The organism is Nitrospirillum guaranorum (assembly GCF_034653275.1).
In the GTDB taxonomy this organism is placed as follows: Bacteria; Pseudomonadota; Alphaproteobacteria; order Azospirillales; family Azospirillaceae; genus Nitrospirillum.
The window spans coordinates 997,062-1,014,300 of sequence record NZ_JAYEES010000001.1 but is presented as its reverse complement, the minus strand read 5'-3'; the positions used below and the strand labels follow the sequence as shown (position 1 = coordinate 1,014,300).

The window sequence follows — 17,239 nt, the reverse complement described above, 5'->3', positions numbered from 1 at the left end:
TGCGCCTGGCGTCGAGCCTGCGATGGATCGAGGCGCCACCCTCTCGGGGCGACTTGGCTGGGGCACCCAACGAACGACCGCCACGCCAGATATGATCGGGCTGGCGTGAGCGACTGACGCCCGTTGCGCGAAGGCGCCGGGGCCGTACCCGACCGTTCCACGCCGCCTTCAGCGATGCTTGGAAGACGCGCGCCAACGGCCCAACCGATCCATTGGGCATGATGGAATGGACGAATTAGGCTGCGCATCGCCACCAGTTGGCGTGAGGCCAAGCCTCTTCCCCATCGTCACCCCATGCCCCGTGTCATCGGTCGGATTCGCCGTTCGATCACGCGGCTCCCCCTTTCCTGCCTGACTTCGGATTGCCGAGTTGGCTGCCCGGGCTCGTGGAGAACGCCACACCGGTCTGGCTCGCCAGTTTGAACTTCGGGCCTCTTCACAACTTCTTCGCCATACGCTGGCGATTGCCGAGGGGACACTTCATGGATGACCATAGTCAGACACCCTGGTGGCGGACACGAAGCGGGATCGTTCTGATCTGCTTCCTGGCGATCGGGGCCTTCTTCCTGGTCACGGAGCATACGGCGCATGTTCTTGGCGCCTTGCCCTGGCTCCTTTTCGCCGTCTGCCCGCTGATGCACCTGTTCATGCATCACGGTCACGGCGCACACGATCACCATCCGGACCATGCGCGCCAGCAGGCCCCCGACCGCCTGCCCAAGGGAGGCCACGATGACGCACGATGATGTGCCCGCCTATGGGCTATGGGGTTTGGTGATCATCAATTCGGCGATCTTCATTCTCTTCGCCTACAGCTTCTTCAAGCCGCGAACAACACGCGACTGGCGATCGTTCGGCGCGTTCAGCGCCTTTCTGGTGGCGCTGTTCACGGAGATGTACGGCTTTCCGCTGACGATCTACCTGTTCTCGGGCTGGCTGCAATCCCACTATCCAAACGTTAACTGGTTCTCCCACGACGCGGGCCATCTCCTGGAGATGATGTTCGGCTGGAAGACCAACCCGCATGCGGGACCATTCCATATCCTGAGCTTCGTCTTCGTCGGCGGCGGCCTCATCCTCATCTCAGCGGGGTGGCGGGTCCTGTATGAGGCGCAACGCCAGAACACGCTCGCCAAGACCGGCGTGTATGCCCACGTCCGCCACCCTCAGTACGTCGGCTTCATCCTGGTCATGTTCGGCTTCCTGCTGCAATGGCCGACCATTCTGACGCTGGCGATGTTCCCCTTCCTGGTCTGGATGTACGTGCGGCTGGCGCTTGCCGAGGAACGAGGGGCGCTGCGCGACTTCGGGGATGCCTACGTCAGCTACGCCGCGGCGACGCCGCGTTGGATTCCACATTTCGGCAGCGACCGATCCGCCGGAGCGCACCCATGAGCATGTCCGAACATCACCAGCACAATCATCACCATGCCGGCTATGCTGGCACGGCGACGGCCAATATGACGGAAAGTCAAACCCGCGACCCGGTCTGCGGCATGCCGGTCGACCCCGCGACGGCCAAACATGCCGAGAGCCACCATGGGGTTCGGTATTTCTTCTGCAGCGCCGGATGCCGCGACAAGTTCACGGCCGATCCCACGAAATATCTGAAGACCGACACCCTGGAATCGAAACCGGCGTCGACGGAGGGCGTGGTCTACACCTGCCCCATGCATCCCCAGGTCCGGAGATCGGAACCGGGGGCCTGCCCGATCTGCGGCATGACGCTTGAGCCCGTTGTTGGCGCCGGTGAAACCGGCCCCAACCATGAACTTATCGACATGACCCGGCGCTTCCGGATCGGTACCGCACTGGCTGTGCCGATCGTGATCCTGGAAATGGGGGGACACATCCCGGGGCTGGACCTGCACCACTACGTCCCGCCGCAGGTCTCGACATGGCTTCAGCTGGTTCTTGGCACGCCTGTCGTGCTGTGGGCCGGCTGGCCCTTCTTCGCACGCGGCTGGGCATCGGTTCGCAACCGCTCGCTCAACATGTTCAGCCTGATCGCCCTCGGTGTCGGCGCGGCCTATCTCTACAGCCTCGCCGCCACCTTTGCGCCCACGCTCTTTCCGGAAGAGCTGCGGCAGCAAGGTGGCACCGTCCAAGTCTACTACGAGGCGGCCGCCGTCATCGTCGTCCTGGTCCTGCTCGGCCAGGTGCTGGAGATCCGGGCCCGGGAACAGACCGGCAGTGCCATTCGCGCCCTTTTGAACCTTGCGCCGAAAATGGCCCGCCGTATCCGCGCGGACGGAGCGGACGAGGAAATCCCGCTGGAACAGGTGCATATCGGCGACCATCTCCGGATCAGGCCCGGAGAGAGCGTGCCGGTGGACGGTACCGTGCTCGAAGGCGGCAGCGCCGTCGATGAATCGATGGTGACGGGTGAATCCCTGCCCGTCGCGAAGACGCCGGACGCCAAGCTGATCGGCGGCACGATAAACGGCAGCGGCGGTCTGGTGATGCGAGCGGAGAAGGTCGGCTCGGACACCCTGCTGGCGCGGATCGTCCACATGGTCTCGGAGGCGCAGCGCAGCCGCGCCCCCATCCAACGCCTCGTCGATGTCGTCTCATCCTGGTTCGTGCCCGCCGTGATCCTGGTCGCGGTCATGGCCTTCGCCACCTGGATGATCTGGGGGCCGTCCCCGGCCTTCGCTTATGCACTTGTCGCGGCGGTGTCGGTCGTCATCATCGCCTGCCCCTGCGCGCTGGGCCTGGCGACGCCGATGTCGATCATGGTCGGCGTCGGCAAGGGCGCGACGGCCGGTGTATTGATCAAGAACGCGGAAGCGTTGGAACGTTTCGAGAAGATCGATACCCTGGTCGTCGACAAGACGGGCACCCTTACCGAGGGCAGGCCGCGCGTCGTCGCCGTGATTCCGGCCGATGGCTTCGACGAAACCGCCGTGCTGTCGCTGGGCGCCAGCCTGGAAAGGTCGAGCGAACACCCGCTCGCCACGGCCATCGTCGCCGCAGCCAGCGATCGTGGCATTGCGATGCGGGCTGTGGCCGACTTCGCCTCGGTCACCGGCAAGGGAGTGACGGGGAAAATCGGCGAACATCAAATCGCCATCGGCAACGCGGCTCTCCTCCGCGACCTCGGTGTTACCAGCACCGATCTGGAGGCGCGCGCCGAAGACCTCCGTCGCCAAGGCGCGACGGCCATGTTCATCGCCGTGGATAATCGTCCCGCCGGCATCATCGCCGTCGCCGATCCGATCAAGCCGACCACGCCGGCCGCCCTCGACAGCCTCCGCGGCGACGGAATCCGCATCGTCATGCTGACCGGCGACAACCGCACCACCGCTCAGGCGGTCGCGGCGGAACTCGGCATCACTGACATCGAAGCCGAGGTTTTGCCCGAACGGAAAAACGCGGTCGTCCGGCGTCTACGCGGCGAAGGCCGCGCGGTCGCCATGGCCGGCGACGGCGTCAACGATGCCCCCGCGCTCGCCGAGGCCGACGTCGGCGTGGCGATGGGGACGGGTACGGATGTCGCCATACAGAGCGCCGGCGTCACGCTGGTCAAGGGCGACCTGGCGGGCATCGCGCGGGCCCGCCTCTTGAGCCGGGCGACGATGCGGAACATCCGGCAGAATCTGGTGCTCGCATTCATTTATAACGTTCTTGGCGTCCCGCTTGCCGCAGGCGTGCTTTACCCAAGCTTCGGACTCATGTTGAGCCCCGTCGTCGCCGCGGCCGCGATGAGCCTCAGCTCCGTTTCGGTGATCGGCAACGCCCTGCGCCTACGGTTCACGCGCCTGTAGCGGTGCTCGGACTTGAGGCAGATAGCCGCGACCGTTGGGGGGCGCCTGACCACGGAGTTGGGCGCCCCCTCTCCAGCCCCCTATCGCGCGAACAGCGCCAGGTCGGTCCCCTCCGCCATCAGGCGATAGCCGGTGTCGCCCGGGTGGAGATGGTCGCCGCCGTCGGCCTCGGGCAACAGATGGCCGGGATTCTTGGGGTCCTCCAGCGTCCGGTCCAGGTCGATGACGGCGTCGAAGGCGCCGCCGCCGCGAATCCAGGCATTGACCTTCTGGCGGTTGGGCTCCATGGCCGGGGCGCAATAGCCGATGCCCTGGCAGGGCAGGATGGTGGCGCCATAGATCAGCAGGCCGCGCGCGTGGGCGCGGGCGATGATCTGGCGGTAGGCGTCGATGATGGCCTCCGGCGTCGCCGCCACCTCCTTGCGTTCCGCCGCCTTCAGGGCCGTCGCCAGGTCGTTGATGCCCTCCAGCACGACGACCCAGCGCACGGCCGTCTGGTCCAGCACGTCACGGTCCAGCCGGTCCAGCGCGCGGGGGCCGATGCCGTCCAGCAGCAGGCGGTTGCCGCCGATGCCGGCGTTCAGCACGCTCACCGGGCTTTTACCCTGCAGCAGGCGCCGGGCCAGGGCGTCGGTCCAGCGGCCGTTGCCGTCGGTGGTGCTGTCGCGCCCGTCGGTGATGCTGTCGCCCAGCACCACCACGGCATTGGCCGTGGCCGGCGCCTGCACGTCCACGCCGGTGAGGACGTACCAGTGGGTGACCGTCACGGCGCCGGGCAGGTCGGCGGCGGCCAGGGCGTCACCGGTGGCGATATAGCTGGTGGCACGGGAACCGGGATGGCCGGTCACGGTCGCCGGCACGTCCTTCAGGCGCAGGCTGACGGCCAAGTCCGTCATGTCGGGCACGGCCATGTCCACCGGATCGGACCAGACCATGCCGCCGGCCGGAATGGTGACGGACGGCTGGCCGTTGAAGGTCAGGGCGTGGTCGCTGCCGGCGCGGATGGCGGCGCTGGGCGTCTTTCCCTCTTTCGCCGACAGGGCGACATGGGCGCCGGGGATGGTCAGCGGCGCCGCGCCGAAGGCGTTGGACAGGCGGAAGCGCACGCGGGCGCCGCCCAGGGTCAGGTGGATCACCTGGCGCAGCGTGGCGTCGGTGAAACCCGGCGCCGGTGGCGCGGAGTCGGCGCCGCCCGCCTGGGCGGACGCCATCCAGCTGCCCACCCACTGGGTGGTAAACTGGTCAACATCCTGGGGGGCGGCATGAACCGCCCCGGGGACGATGGCTGAGCCCAGCAGGGCACCGGCCAGGAGTAGGGAACGGAGGCGCATGGGGCGTTTCCTGAATCTAAGAGGCGTCAGCGGCACAGGCCGTCCAGCCAAGTGGACGGGTCGGCGCTATGCGCCGGCTGCGGCAGGTTGCGGGCCGTCATTTCCCGGTCCAGCAGGCTGCCCGTGCCATTGGACGGGGCGTCGGGGTTGGGAACGTAGATGGGATCGGCCTCCGCCTTGGCCAGCGGCACGAAGGCCACGCCCTTGGACTTCATCAGCGACAGCAGTTCCGGCAGCATCACCGTCTCGAACCCGCCGATGTGCAGCAGCATGACGTGGGGCACGTCGCGGCCGTACAGGGCCTGGGCCTGCTGGCGCCCAATGGCCAGCGATTCCGCCGCCCGGTCCAGGTAGCTCTGGCGCAGCCGCGCCACCGCCGCCTGGTCGCCCTTGGCCATGCAGCGGGCGTAGGGCGCGTTGTAGATGTAGTCGTTGAAGCTGAGCGTCACCTCGGCCACGCGATAGCCGTGGTCCTTCAGGAAGGCCGCCACCTCCCGCCGCTTCGCCGGCGTCTCCCCGATGTGCAGGTAGGGGAAGCGCAGCCAGTGCCAGTCGGAATCCCCCATATAATGCCTCAGCGCCGCTTCATCCGCCGTGACGGCGGCGGTAAAGGCGGCGACGTCGTGACCATGCAGGTCATCATGGGCATAGACGTGGTTGCCCAGCGGATAGCCGGCCTGGCGCCACAGCGCCAGAACCTGGGCGGCATCGTCGCCCTCGTCCGCCAGGCCCTTGGCGTTGACGAAGCCGTACACCTCCGACACGCCGGCGCCCTTGAAGGCCGCCAGCACACGGTGCGCCACCTCCGCCCGGGTCATGCCGGGCGGCAGGGGACCGTGCACCGGCAGGTCGTCCATGGTCAGGGCCACCTGCATGGGCGCCTGTTGCGCCAATACGGGTGCCGCGGTCAGCATCAGGCCGGCGGCCAGGGCCAATAGTCGACTCACGCGCATGACATTTCCTTCCCTACCATCTTCTTATCGCGCGGCCACGCGGGGGCTTTCCGGCGGGCCCAGGTAGCTGGGCTTCACCCCGCCCAGGTCCACCACCAGCTTGGTCAGCACCACCGCCGGATCCACCATCCAGATGTGAAGGGTGTGATAGCCGGCGCTGGCCACGGTGTGGCGGCTGGTGGGCATACGCGCGTTGTCCTCCACCGACTTGGACCAGTCGGCGACCCCGTTCATGGCCAGGATGTCCACCACCTGCGGCGCCTCGTCATCGATGGCGACGGCATAGCGCAGGCCGCGCCCGGGCACGAAGTTCAGGGTGGGGCCGACGATGGCCCGCACCGTCAGCGGCCCCGCCGCCGGCAGGTACACGCGATAGTCCAGGCGCGGCCCCTGCCCGGCCGCGAAGCTCGCCGAGGTCACCGGGAAGGGCGCCAGGCCCGACAGGGTGCGGCCATAGTCCGGGATCTTCTGCCAGGCGGCCCCGCCGGCGTCGGCCTTGCCGGTGTAGTGCTCCGCCTCCATGGACACATAGCCGTCGGCGGCGATGAAGGCCGGCTGGCCGTCTTGCGGCACCGGCGTGTTCAGGGCCCGCAGATGGACCGTGACGCTGCCCCCGGCCCCGGTAATCGTGACGCTGCCCGGGCTGGTGCCCGCCGGCGCCTTGGCCCAATCGACGGCCACCTGCAGGCGGGTCTCCTGCGTCACGGCGCCCTTGGCTTGGCTCAGGATGATCCAGGGCGCGCTGGCCTTGGCGGTGTAGACGAAGGGCTTCGATCCCCGGTTGAAGATATCGATGTAACGGTTTGGTTTATTGGCCACATCCAGGTCCGGCAGCACGGCGGCGTCCTTGACGGGCTTGCCGTCCAGGGCGGGCCAGGCGTGCCGGCTGCCCTCCACCGCCACGCCCAGCTTCGCCTCGGCTGGCAGGCTCAGTTCCCGTACCTCCGGCATGATGTCGGCATGCGGTTCCCGCCAAGAGGCGTAGCCGATGTGGGTCTGGTCCATCATGTGGTCCCACTTCCCGCCGTTCAGCGCGTGGTACTGCTTCGTCAGGTCGGCATCGGCCTGGAACAGGGCCCGCGCCTTGGCGGCCTCCGCGTTCGCGGAGGCGCGTCCCTGGTCGGCATACAGGCGGTTGCGGCCGACGGCGACGTAGAGTTCTGTCACCTGGGCCGCCGCCTTGGCCGGGTGCAGCACCAGCTGGAAGAAGGCGTCGCGGTTGTCGGCCGGCAGGGCCTGGTAGACGGCCTCCGCCTTCGCCACCAGGTCCTGGTAATCGGCCACCACCCGCTCCGCCTCGCGGTAATCGGTCAGGCTGAAGGTGTTGGCGTCCAGCAGCTCCGGCTTGCGGCGGCTGATCAGCATGCCGTAGCGGGTGACCAGGGTCGCGATCTCGGCCGCATGCTCCGGCCCGAATTCGCGCTCGGCCCAGGCGGCCGTGAACTCCGGCAGCTTCTCCTTGGGCCAGCGGCTGGGGTTCCTGGCGTAATCCAGGAAGAACTCAATGGGCAGTTCCATGGGCTTCAGGTCGCCCACGTTCACGATCCACACCCGGTCGGCGCCATACTCCAAGGTCAGGTTCATCTGCTCCCAGACCTTAGGCAGGGAGTTGGTGTTGATCCACTTATAGTTCCGGGGATCACCGACATAGTCGAAGTGGTAGTACATGCCGGCACCGCCGGGGCGCTTGCGCTCCTCCGCCGTCGGCAGGCGGCGGACGTCGCCCCAGTTGTCATCGCACCACAGCAGGGTCACGTCGTCGGGCACGCGCATGCCCTTCTCGTAATACTCCTGCACCTCCTTGTAGAGCGCCCAGATCTGCGGGATCTGGGTGACGTCGGGGTTGACCTCCTTGGCCAGGATTTTGCGCTGGTCGGCCACGATCTTTTCCAGCAAGGCCGTGTTGGCCGCCGCCGCGTCGCCCGTCATGGGCATGTCGCCGTCGCCGCGCATGCCGATGGTGACGATGCTCTCGAAGTCCTTGTTGCGGCGGACGCCCTCTGACCAGAACTGGCGCAGCACCTCGCCATTCTGGGCGTAGTCCCAGGGGCCGGTGCCGTGGCGCTTCCATTCCTGCTGCGACCGCAGCATGGGCTCGTGATGGGAATTGCCCATGACCACGCCGTACTCGTCGGCGATCTTGGGGGTCAGCGGGTCATCCTCGTTGAAGGCGTTGCCCCACATGGCGGGCCAGAGGTAGTTGCCCTTCAGCCGCAGGATCAGCTCGAACACGTGTTCGTAGAACTGGTGGTTCAGGCCGCCGAACTTCTCCCGGGCCCAGCCGGTCAGGGCCGGCGCCTCGTCATTCAGGAAGATGCCGCGATACTTGACCGGCGCGGGATCCTCGCCATAGGTGCCGGCCTTCACGTACAGGCTGTCGCGGTGCCGCACCGGCACATCCGCCCACCACGCCCAGGGCGACACGCCGATCTGTTCCGAGACGTCATACAGCCCGTAGATGGTGCCGCGCTTATCGCTGCCGGCGATGACCAGGGCGCTGGCGATGCCCGGGGCGGGGTTGGCCACCACCTGGATGCGGAACGCCTCCCACTTGCCCTTGAGGGCGCCGGCGTCGATCTTGCCCTCCGCCGCCAGCTTGTCGATGGTCGGGCTGTGGCCCAGGGTGCCGACCAGGATGGGCATGGCCCCCAGATCCTTGTCCTGGCCGAGCGCGGGCGTGACGCCCGTGACCTTGCCGATGTCGGCCGCCAGGTCCCGCGCGGCGCGCTGCACGCCGGCATAGTCCTGGGCGTCGACATGCAGGCGGGCGGCGGCACCGCCCTGCACGATGGCGAAGCCGCCAGGTGTGGCCTGCCCCTCGACATACTGGGGCTGGCCCAGGGCCCAGGCCGTTGACGTCAAGGAGGGGGCCAGCGCGACCGTGGCGGTGGCGAGCAGAAGGGAACGGATAAAACGCTTCATGGTCCTCACTCCGTGACCGTCAGGACGGCGGTCTTCAGGTCGACGGAGTTGTCGCCGACCATGATGTCGAAGGCGCCGGGCTCCACCACCCGCTTCATGTCCTGGTTCCAGAGGGCCAGCGCCTTGCCGTCCACGGTGAAGGTCACCGTGCGGCTCTCGCCCGGCGCCAGGGTGACGCGCTGGAAGCCCTTCAGTTCCTTCACCGGCCGGGTGACGGAGGCGACCTGCTGGTGCAGGTACAGTTGCACCACCTCGTCCCCCGCCCGCGCCCCGGTGTTCCTCACGTCCACCGACACGGTGACGGCGCCATCCTTGGCGATCGTGGGCGTGGATAGGCGCGGGCTGCCTACATTGAAGGTCGTGTAGCTGAGGCCGTAGCCGAACGGGAACAGCGGGTCGGTGGTGTCGAACAGATAGCCGCGCCGGGCGCTGGGCTTCTTGTTGTAGAACATGGGCAATTGCCCGACGGAGCGCGGGATGGTCACCGGCAGCTTGCCGCCCGGGTTCACATCACCGAACAGCACGTCGGCCATGGCGGTGCCGCCCTCCTGCCCCAGGTACCAACCCTCCACCAGGGCGTTGGCCTTGGCGGCCACGTCCACCACGGACAGCGGGCGGCCGTTCTGCAGCACCACGACCACCGGCTTGCCCAGGGCGAACAGGGCCTTGGCCAGGTCGTTCTGCTGGCCCACCAGATCCAGGCTGTCGCGGTCGCCCAGGTGGTTGTTGGCCCAGCCCTCGCGGCTGGTCTGCTCGTTGTCGCCGATGACCAGCACGATGTGGTCGGCGGTTTTGGCCACGGCGACGGCCTGCTGGATCAGCTTGGCGTTTTCCGCCGGATCGGCCAATTCGACGGCGTCGCCGTACCAGTCGTCGTCCTTGGTGATGCGCACGCCCTCGGCATAGGTCACCTTCACGCGGGACCCGACCTTGGCCTTGATGCCGTCCAGGATGCTGACGGTCTGCTTGGGCTCACCCGAATAGCCGCCCAGGTGCGCCTTCGCGGCGTTGGGACCGATGACGGCCAGGGTCTTCACCGTGCCGGCGTCCAGCGGCAGCACGCCGTCGTTCTTCAGCAGCACCACCGACTTCTGCGCCGCCTTCAGGGCTACCGCTCGCGCCTCGCCGTTCGCCGTCAGGGCCTCGGCCTTGTCCGCATCGGCATAGGGGTGCTCGAACAGGTCGGCCTGGAACTTCAGTTCAAGGATGCGGCGCACGGCGCGGTCGATCACCTCTTCCTTGATCTTTCCGGCGCGCACGCTGTCAGCCAGGCTGGCATAGGACTCGCCATCCGGCAGATCGGCGTCCACCCCGGCCTGGATGGCGCGAATGGCGGCCGACGGCAAATCCGGCACCGCATGATGGATGCTGACCAGCTGGTCGATGGCGGAATAGTCGCTGATGATGGAACCCTTATAGCCCCATTCCCCGCGCAGGATGTCGTGCAGCAGCCAGGTGTTCACATGGCTGGGCACGCCGTCGATCTCATTGTACGAGGCCATGACGGCGCGCACGTTGGTACGGTGGATCACCTGCTCGAACGGGGGGAAGAACATCTCCCGCAGCGTGCGCTCGCCCACGGAGGCCGGGCCGACGTTGGTGCCGCTTTCCGGCTGGCCGTGGCCGGTCAGGTGCTTCAGCGTGGCGAAGACCTTGCCGTCGGCCAGGGGCAGGCTGTCGCCCTGCAGGCCCTGGACGGCGGCCACGCCCATCTCGCCCGCCAGGTAGGGATCCTCGCCGAAGGTCTCCTCGATGCGGCCCCAGCGCGGGTCGCGCGCCACGTCCACCACGGGCGACAGCACCAGGCTGACGCCGCGCACGCGGATCTCGCGGGCGACGACGCTGTCGACCTCGCGGATCAGGTCCGGGTCCCAGCTGCTGGCCTGGGCGATGGCCTGGGGAAAGCTGGTCGGGCCGATGGCGGGATAGCCGTGCAGGCCCTCTTCATGGAACAGCACGGGGATGCCCAGCCGGGTCTTCTCCACCGCCCAATGCTGGACGGCGTTCACCATGGCGACCGTGCCCCTTGTGTCGCGCCAATGCTGGGTCCGCAGCGAGCCGGAGCCCTTTTCGTCATTGGGGCGGGTGAACTGGCCCAAGCCGTTGGGGTAGACGCCGCTGGCCTTGGCCGGGTCGAAGTTCATGGCCGCGTCGAAGATGGCGGGCTTGTGGTCCCACACGGCGATCAGTTGGGCCACCTTCTCATCCAGCGTCATGCGCGCCAGCAGGTCGTCGACCCGCGCGGCCACCGGCGCGCTCGCGTCCTTATAGATCGCCAGCTTGTCGGCCGCATGGGCGGCGGCACTGATGGCCACGGCGGCGACGCCGGCCAGGACCAGGCGGCGGCCGATCCTATGGCCGATCCGATGATGGATGGAGTCATGGCGTCTATGCACGCTGGCTTCTCCCTATCGTTATTCTTTCCAGGCCTCCGGAACCCCGGACACCCCGCCCCGTCAGGGCCGCCATGGTACCGTTACCATGGCCACAAAACCTTGAGCCGGCCGGGGCCGGCCATACCAAACTGCCAAATCGTTATAAGGGCGCGTCGTCGGCGAACAGGTCCGGGAACCGGGTGGCCAACCGGGGAAGAGAGGTCAGGATTTCCTGCAGGTGCTGACGCATCGCCGCCTCCGCCCGGTCCGCGTCGCGGTCGGCGATGGCGTCGACGATGGCATGGTGCTGGGTGATCAGCAGCGAAAACGGCGTCGCCTCCGGCATGCTGAGATAGCGCACGCGGTCCATCTGCGCCTTGGTTTCCTCAACCACCCGCCAGGCGTATTCGCAGCCGACATGCAGCGCGATGTCACGGTGGAAGCGCTCGTCCAATTCCAGGAAGCCGGCATGGTCACGGTCTTCGGCGGCATTGGCCTGGGCGCGCAGGTTGTCGCGCAGCAGGTCGATGTCGCGGCCCTTCATTTCCGCCACGGCGCGGCGCACCACCGCCAGTTCCACCGCCTCGCGCACGAAGCGGGCGTCGAACACCTGGCGGACGGAAATCTTGACGATGAAGGATCCGCGCTGCGGCCGGATGGACAGCAGCCCCGCCTCGCTCAGCTTGATGAAGGCCTCACGCACCGGCTGGCGGCTGACGCCCAGCTGGTCGGCGATATCCTGTTCGGAGATGGCCTGGCCGGGGCGGAACTTCATGGCGACGATGGCGCCCCGCAGTTCCCGGAACACGCGGCGGGCCACAGGCTCCGCACTGTCCGCCTGGATACGGTTCAGGACGACACGGTCATTTTCCGCCAACACCAGACGCACCCCATTAGAGTCGCACGGGCCCGGGCCGACACGGTCACCGGCATGGCAACGCCGTCGCGGCGCCCCGCCCATCCCCGTCTCCACCCTGCGACATTCGGCCCGCGTCTTCCAGAGGGCTTGGCCCGGTGGAACCGCATTTTTGTCGAACGCCGTTGCTCTCACCCCCTATACATACTACCATACTAGACGACAAACAAGACTGCGGTGCGGCCGGAAATGGGAGCCGCGCCTCGCGCCAGACAAAGCCGATACATGGCGACAATCCCCCGTTGACCTAACTGGTATGGTAGTATACATGAATGGTAACTGACGAACGGCACAGCCCGTTTCGCGCCGGGAGAGAACGCAACCCCCATGGCCATCTTGGGGCGCCCTTACTGAAGATCATCGCCGGACCCGCCGCCCACTTCATGGCCGGCCCCGCGCCCACCTGGACCCGCCTTCGGAGCTGAAAGTATGAAGATCACGGACGCCTACGTCATCGTCACCTGCCCGGCGCGGAACTTCGTCACCCTGAAGATCCGCACGGACGAAGGTGTTTATGGCATTGGCGACGCCACCCTGAACGGGCGTGAGCTGGCGGTCGCGTCCTACCTGACCGATCATGTCATCCCCTGCCTGATCGGCCGTGATCCGCACGACATCGAAGACATCTGGCAGTACCTCTACAAGGGCGCCTATTGGCGGCGTGGCCCCGTCACCATGTCGGCCATCGCCGCGGTGGACACCGCCCTGTGGGACATCAAGGCCAAGGTGGCCGGCCTGCCCCTGTATCAGCTGCTGGGTGGCAAGAGCCGCAACGGCGTCATGGTCTACGCCCACGCCAACGGCCAGACCATCGACGACGCCCTGAATCAGGTTCAGCACTATGTCGACCAAGGCTACAAGGCCATCCGCGTCCAGGCGGGCGTGCCCGGCCTGAAGGGCGTCTACGGCGTGGCCAAAGGCATCAATTACGAGCCGGCCACGCGTGGCCTGCCGGCGGAATCGGCGTGGTCCACCGAGGCTTATCTGGATTTCGCCCCCACCCTGTTCGCCGCCGCCCGCGACCGTTTCGGTTGGGACCTGCACCTGCTGCACGACGTGCACCACCGCCTGACCCCCATCGAGGCCGCGCGGCTGGGCAAGGCGCTGGAACCCTACCGCCTGTTCTGGATGGAAGACCCCACCCCGGCGGAAAACCAGGAATCCTTCCGCTTGATCCGCCAGCACACCACCACCCCCCTTGCGGTGGGCGAGGTGTTCAACACCATCTGGGATGCCAAGGATCTGATCCAGAACCAGTTGATCGACTACATCCGCACCACGGTGGTGCACGCCGGCGGCATCACCCACCTGCGCCGCATCGCCAACCTGGCGGAGCTTTACCAGATCCGCACCGGCAGCCATGGCGCCACCGACCTCTCGCCGGTGTGCATGGGCGCCGCCCTGCACTTCGACCTGTGGGTCCCCAACTTCGGCATCCAGGAACGCATGGTGCATGAGGACGTAACCGAGAGCGTCTTCCCCCACGCCTACAGCTTCGACCAGGGCTACATGCACCCGGGCGAGGCGCCGGGCCATGGCGTCGACATCGATGAGGCGGAGGCCGCCAAGTATCCCTACCAACCCGCCTACCTGCCGGTGGCCCGCCTGACGGACGGCACGCTCTGGAACTGGTGAGTTGACTTGGGGTCCGGGCGCGGCCTTGTCCCGCGCCCTTGCATAAGAACAACGCCGCGCGGGTGCCAAAAGCCCGCCGGTGACGAATGGGAGAGAGACGTTCATGGCGTGGCCCACGGAAGCCACAGGTGCACCGATCCCACCGCCGGCCAGGCTAGGCCGGCGGCGCTGGATCGTCGTGGCCCTGCTGTTCGCCGCCACCGTCATCAACTATGTCGACCGCCAGATGCTGGGCTTGCTGAAGCCCCTGCTGTCGCAGGAATTCCGCTGGTCCGATACCGATTACGCCGACATCATCTTCTGGTTCCAAGCCTCGTACGCGGTCGCCTACCTGGTGTTCGGCCGTGTCATCGACCGGGTGGGCGCCCGCTGGGGCTATGCCCTGACCTTCGTCATCTGGAACCTGGCCCATATCGCCCACGGCATGGCGGGCGGCCTGGTGCAGTTCACCCTGGCGCGTGTGGCCCTGGGCGCCGGGGAGGCAGGCAATTTCCCAGCAGGCCTGAAAAGCGTGGCCGAATGGTTCCCCCGGCGGGAGCGCGCCCTGGCCGTTGGCATCTTCAACGCCGGCTCCAACGTCGGCGCGGTCGTCACCCCCTTGGTGGTGCCCGTCATCGTCGCCGTCGCCGATTGGCGCACCGCTTTTGTGGTAACCGGTGTCATCAGCTTTGCGTGGCTGGCCGCGTGGTTGGTGTTCTATCGCCGTCCCGAGGAGGACCGGCACTTGACCGGGGCGGAACTGGCCCACATCCGCTCCGACACCCTGTCCCCCACCATCGCCGCCCAGGGCCCGCGCCTGCGCTGGGTGCTGCGCCAGCGGCAAACCTGGGCCTATGTGCTGGCCAAGTTCCTGACCGATCCCATCTGGTGGGTGTTCCTGTTCTGGCTGCCGGATTTCCTGGGCCGTCGCTTCGGCCTGGACCTGTCCAGCTTCGGCCCACCGCTGGTGGCAATCTATCTCATGTCCGACGTCGGCAGCGTGGCCGGCGGCTGGCTGTCGTCGCGCCTGATGCGGCGGGGTCTGGGCGCCAACCGGTCGCGGAAGGTCGCCATGGTGGCGTGCGCCGCCTGCGTCATTCCCGTGCTGGCGGCGCCCTGGGTCGGCGGGCTGGTGGCGGCGGTCCTGATCATCGGTCTGGCGACCGCCGGCCATCAGGGCTTCTCCGCCAATCTCATGACCCTGCCCTCCGACCTGTTCCCCCCTCCGCCGTGGCCACCGTGGTGGGGCTGGGCGGCACTGCGGGGGCCGTGGGCGGCATGGTGATGTCCAAGTTCACGGGATGGATTTTGCAGACCACGGGCGGCTACGGCCCCATCTTCCTGACGGCGGCCCTGGCCTATCCCCTGGCGTTGCTGGCCCTCCAGGTGCTCAGCCCACAGTTGCGACCCGCCACACCGGACAGCGGAGGCGCCGCATCCTGAAAGAAAAAAAGATCTTTAAGTGAATTTCACCGAAATGATCGCCTTATTTTTGAGGGCGATAATGTATTTGCCTGTCTTTTAAAATATCTGTCTGATTTATGTCAGTATTATTTGAAAAAATATATTGACATTATTGCTGTTTCTAGGAAATGGTAACGCTACCATTTAAAAGCGCCTCGAACGCGCTGCTTGAGGGAGGGGAGCGGAATGGGACGCCTGTATTCGGCCACCGGCCGGCACACCAAAACCTGGCGGTTGACACTGGCCGCCAGCCTGGTCGCGCTGTCGACCGGGGTGTGCTCCCCCATCGCCCTCGGCGCCCCCACCCTGGATCACCAGGGCACCGCCGCCCGCTTTATGGTGGACGGCAAGCCGCTGCTGGTGCTGGGGGGTGAGCTGGGCAACTCCAGCGCGTCCAGCCGCCCCTACATGGCCAAGTACTGGCCCAAGCTGAAGGCCATGAACCTGAACACGGTTCTGTCGCCGGTCTATTGGGAATTGATCGAGGACAAGGAAGGCACGTTCGACTTCTCCACCGTCGATGGGCTGTTGGCCGACGCCCGCGCCCAGGACATGCACCTGGTCTTGCTGTGGTTCGGCGCCTGGAAGAACAGCATGTCCACCTACGTGCCCGGTTGGGTGAAGCGCGACCAGGTCCGGTTTCCGCGCGCGCGTGCCGCCAATGGCGCCAGCGTGGAGATCCTCTCCGCCTTCTCCCCGGCGCTCCGCGACGCCGACGCCAAGGCCTTCGCGGCCCTGATGGCGCATCTGAAGGCGGTGGATGCCAAGGGCACCGTCCTGATGGTGCAGGTGGAGAATGAGATCGGCATGCTGCCGGTGGCGCGCGAATGGGGCGATGCCGCCAAGGCCGCCTGGGCGCAGCCCGTGCCGGAGGCCCTGCTGCGCACCGTGCGCGAGGACAAGGCGGTGGAACCGGAACTGCGCGCCCTGTGGCAGGCCCACGGCGCCAAGACCGCCGGCACCTGGGCCGAGGTGTTCGGCGACGCCGACGCGGGCCAGGAGGTGTTCACCGCCTGGTCCTACGCCCAATACGCCGACGCCATCGCCCGCGCGGGCAAGGCGGCCTACCCCCTGCCCCTGTATGTCAACGTGGCGCTGAACCGGGCCGGCAAGACGCCGGGCGAGTATCCCAGCGGCGGCCCCCTGCCCCATCTGATCGACGTGTGGAAGACCGGCGCGCCCAGCCTGGACCTGATCGGGCCCGACATCTACTTCCACAATTTCAATGACCTGGCCGGGCGCTACAAGCGGGCGGACAACCCGCTGTTCATTCCCGAGGCCAACAACGTGACGGCGCCCGAGGTGCCGGCCAACGCCTTCTACGCCATCGGCAACCTGGACGCCTTCGGCTTCAGCCCCTTCTCCATCGAGAACGCCGATCCCAAGAGCCAGGCGGCCATCACCGACGCCTACGGCCTGCTGCGCCAGCTGACCCCCGCCATCCTGAAGGCGCAGGGATTGGGCCGCATGGCTGGCTTCAAGCCCCGAGTGCTGGAGGATGGCACGGTCCTGGACGCCCCGGTCACACGCACCCTGGGCGACTACCGTTTCACCGTCGGCTTCATCGACAGCTGGACGCCCAAGGCGGAGCAAGACATCGCCAGCCATGGCGGCCTGATCATCCAGACGGGGCCGGAGGAATACCTGATCGCCGGCCGCGGCCTGATCGTCACCGTCGCCGGCGAGCCCGGCCCCAAGGGCGATGGCCCGGCACTGGCCGGCATCGACAAGGCGGTCGAGGGCACGTTCGACGCGCAGGGGCGCTGGGTATCGGGACGCCACCTGAACGGCGACCAGACCCACCAGGGCCGGCACATCCGCCTGCCACCCGATCAGTTCCAGATCCAGCGGGTGACGTTCTACCGCTACCGCTGACCCATTCCCGCGCGGGAATGCC

At 67.2% G+C, this 17,239-nt stretch carries 12 protein-coding genes; 7 read left to right on the top strand and 5 right to left on the bottom strand.

The features are described from left to right. The first annotated feature begins 482 nt into the window (after positions 1 to 482). Genes UAJ10_RS04065 through UAJ10_RS04055 form a run of 3 tightly spaced genes read left to right on the top strand, consistent with a single transcriptional unit; the run spans position 483 to position 3,767 of the window. Positions 483 to 746, top strand: a complete 264-nt coding sequence (locus UAJ10_RS04065) for a DUF2933 domain-containing protein (RefSeq protein WP_322914080.1) — start codon at positions 483 to 485, stop codon at positions 744 to 746. After that, entirely contained in the window at positions 733 to 1,395 is a 663-nt protein-coding gene (locus tag UAJ10_RS04060) for a methyltransferase family protein (protein ID WP_322914079.1), read from the top strand. Before UAJ10_RS04065 ends, UAJ10_RS04060 begins: the two co-directional genes overlap by 14 nt. Further along, a complete protein-coding gene (locus tag UAJ10_RS04055) occupies positions 1,392 to 3,767 on the top strand; it encodes a heavy metal translocating P-type ATPase (RefSeq protein WP_416235339.1) in 2,376 nt (791 codons plus the stop codon). The genes UAJ10_RS04060 and UAJ10_RS04055 overlap by 4 nt, the downstream gene beginning before the upstream one ends. 80 nt (positions 3,768 to 3,847) lie before the next feature. Here UAJ10_RS04055 and UAJ10_RS04050 read toward each other — a convergent pair whose 3' ends face one another. From UAJ10_RS04050 to UAJ10_RS04030, 5 genes are all read right to left on the bottom strand, one after another. Beyond that, entirely contained in the window at positions 3,848 to 5,098 is a 1,251-nt protein-coding gene (locus UAJ10_RS04050) for an SGNH/GDSL hydrolase family protein (protein WP_322914078.1), read from the bottom strand. A 26-nt stretch (positions 5,099 to 5,124) separates the two neighbouring features. Then, positions 5,125 to 6,045, bottom strand: a complete 921-nt coding sequence (locus tag UAJ10_RS04045) for a polysaccharide deacetylase family protein (RefSeq protein ID WP_322914077.1) — start codon at positions 6,043 to 6,045, stop codon at positions 5,125 to 5,127. 30 nt (positions 6,046 to 6,075) lie between these two features. Further along, on the bottom strand, positions 6,076 to 8,973 hold the full coding sequence (locus UAJ10_RS04040; protein WP_322914076.1) for a glycosyl hydrolase 115 family protein: 2,898 nt from the start codon (positions 8,971 to 8,973) through the stop codon (positions 6,076 to 6,078). A 5-nt stretch (positions 8,974 to 8,978) separates the two neighbouring features. Further along, positions 8,979 to 11,369 carry a glycoside hydrolase family 3 N-terminal domain-containing protein gene (locus tag UAJ10_RS04035; RefSeq protein WP_322914075.1) on the bottom strand — a complete coding sequence of 797 codons (2,391 nt, stop codon included), beginning with the start codon at positions 11,367 to 11,369 and terminating at the stop codon, positions 8,979 to 8,981. 139 nt (positions 11,370 to 11,508) lie between these two features. Further along, positions 11,509 to 12,228 (bottom strand): GntR family transcriptional regulator, encoded by a 720-nt coding sequence (locus tag UAJ10_RS04030; RefSeq protein WP_322914074.1) that lies wholly within the window; start codon positions 12,226 to 12,228, stop codon positions 11,509 to 11,511. A 465-nt stretch (positions 12,229 to 12,693) separates the two neighbouring features. Here UAJ10_RS04030 and manD point away from each other — a divergent pair, with 465 nt between their 5' ends. The 4 genes from manD (at position 12,694) to UAJ10_RS04010 (ending at position 17,217) form a co-directional block, all read left to right on the top strand. Next, entirely contained in the window at positions 12,694 to 13,899 is a 1,206-nt protein-coding gene (manD, locus tag UAJ10_RS04025; protein WP_145751630.1) for a D-mannonate dehydratase ManD, read from the top strand. Between the two features lie 103 nt (positions 13,900 to 14,002). Next, complete coding sequence (locus UAJ10_RS04020) at positions 14,003 to 15,163, top strand: MFS transporter (protein ID WP_322914073.1); 1,161 nt, start codon at positions 14,003 to 14,005, stop codon at positions 15,161 to 15,163. After that, positions 15,163 to 15,321: a hypothetical protein gene (locus UAJ10_RS04015; protein WP_322914072.1), complete on the top strand. Its 159-nt coding sequence runs from the start codon at positions 15,163 to 15,165 to the stop codon at positions 15,319 to 15,321. The genes UAJ10_RS04020 and UAJ10_RS04015 overlap by 1 nt, the downstream gene beginning before the upstream one ends. Positions 15,322 to 15,528: 207 nt before the next feature. Continuing rightward, positions 15,529 to 17,217 (top strand): GH35 family beta-galactosidase, encoded by a 1,689-nt coding sequence (locus tag UAJ10_RS04010; RefSeq protein ID WP_322914071.1) that lies wholly within the window; start codon positions 15,529 to 15,531, stop codon positions 17,215 to 17,217. The last annotated feature ends 22 nt before the right edge of the window (positions 17,218 to 17,239 follow it).

What these genes read in the sequence shown, in the direction of transcription:
- UAJ10_RS04010 (WP_322914071.1), top strand. Translation starts at nt 15,529, where the DNA reads ATGGGACGCCTGTATTCGGCCACCGGCCGGCACACCAAAACCTGGCGG.
- UAJ10_RS04050 (WP_322914078.1), bottom strand. Translation starts at nt 5,098, where the DNA reads ATGCGCCTCCGTTCCCTACTCCTGGCCGGTGCCCTGCTGGGCTCAGCC.
- UAJ10_RS04015 (WP_322914072.1), top strand. Translation starts at nt 15,163, where the DNA reads ATGTCCAAGTTCACGGGATGGATTTTGCAGACCACGGGCGGCTACGGC.
- UAJ10_RS04060 (WP_322914079.1), top strand. Translation starts at nt 733, where the DNA reads ATGACGCACGATGATGTGCCCGCCTATGGGCTATGGGGTTTGGTGATC.
- UAJ10_RS04055 (WP_416235339.1), top strand. Translation starts at nt 1,392, where the DNA reads ATGAGCATGTCCGAACATCACCAGCACAATCATCACCATGCCGGCTAT.
- UAJ10_RS04020 (WP_322914073.1), top strand. Translation starts at nt 14,003, where the DNA reads ATGGCGTGGCCCACGGAAGCCACAGGTGCACCGATCCCACCGCCGGCC.
- UAJ10_RS04065 (WP_322914080.1), top strand. Translation starts at nt 483, where the DNA reads ATGGATGACCATAGTCAGACACCCTGGTGGCGGACACGAAGCGGGATC.
- manD (WP_145751630.1), top strand. Translation starts at nt 12,694, where the DNA reads ATGAAGATCACGGACGCCTACGTCATCGTCACCTGCCCGGCGCGGAAC.
- UAJ10_RS04040 (WP_322914076.1), bottom strand. Translation starts at nt 8,973, where the DNA reads ATGAAGCGTTTTATCCGTTCCCTTCTGCTCGCCACCGCCACGGTCGCG.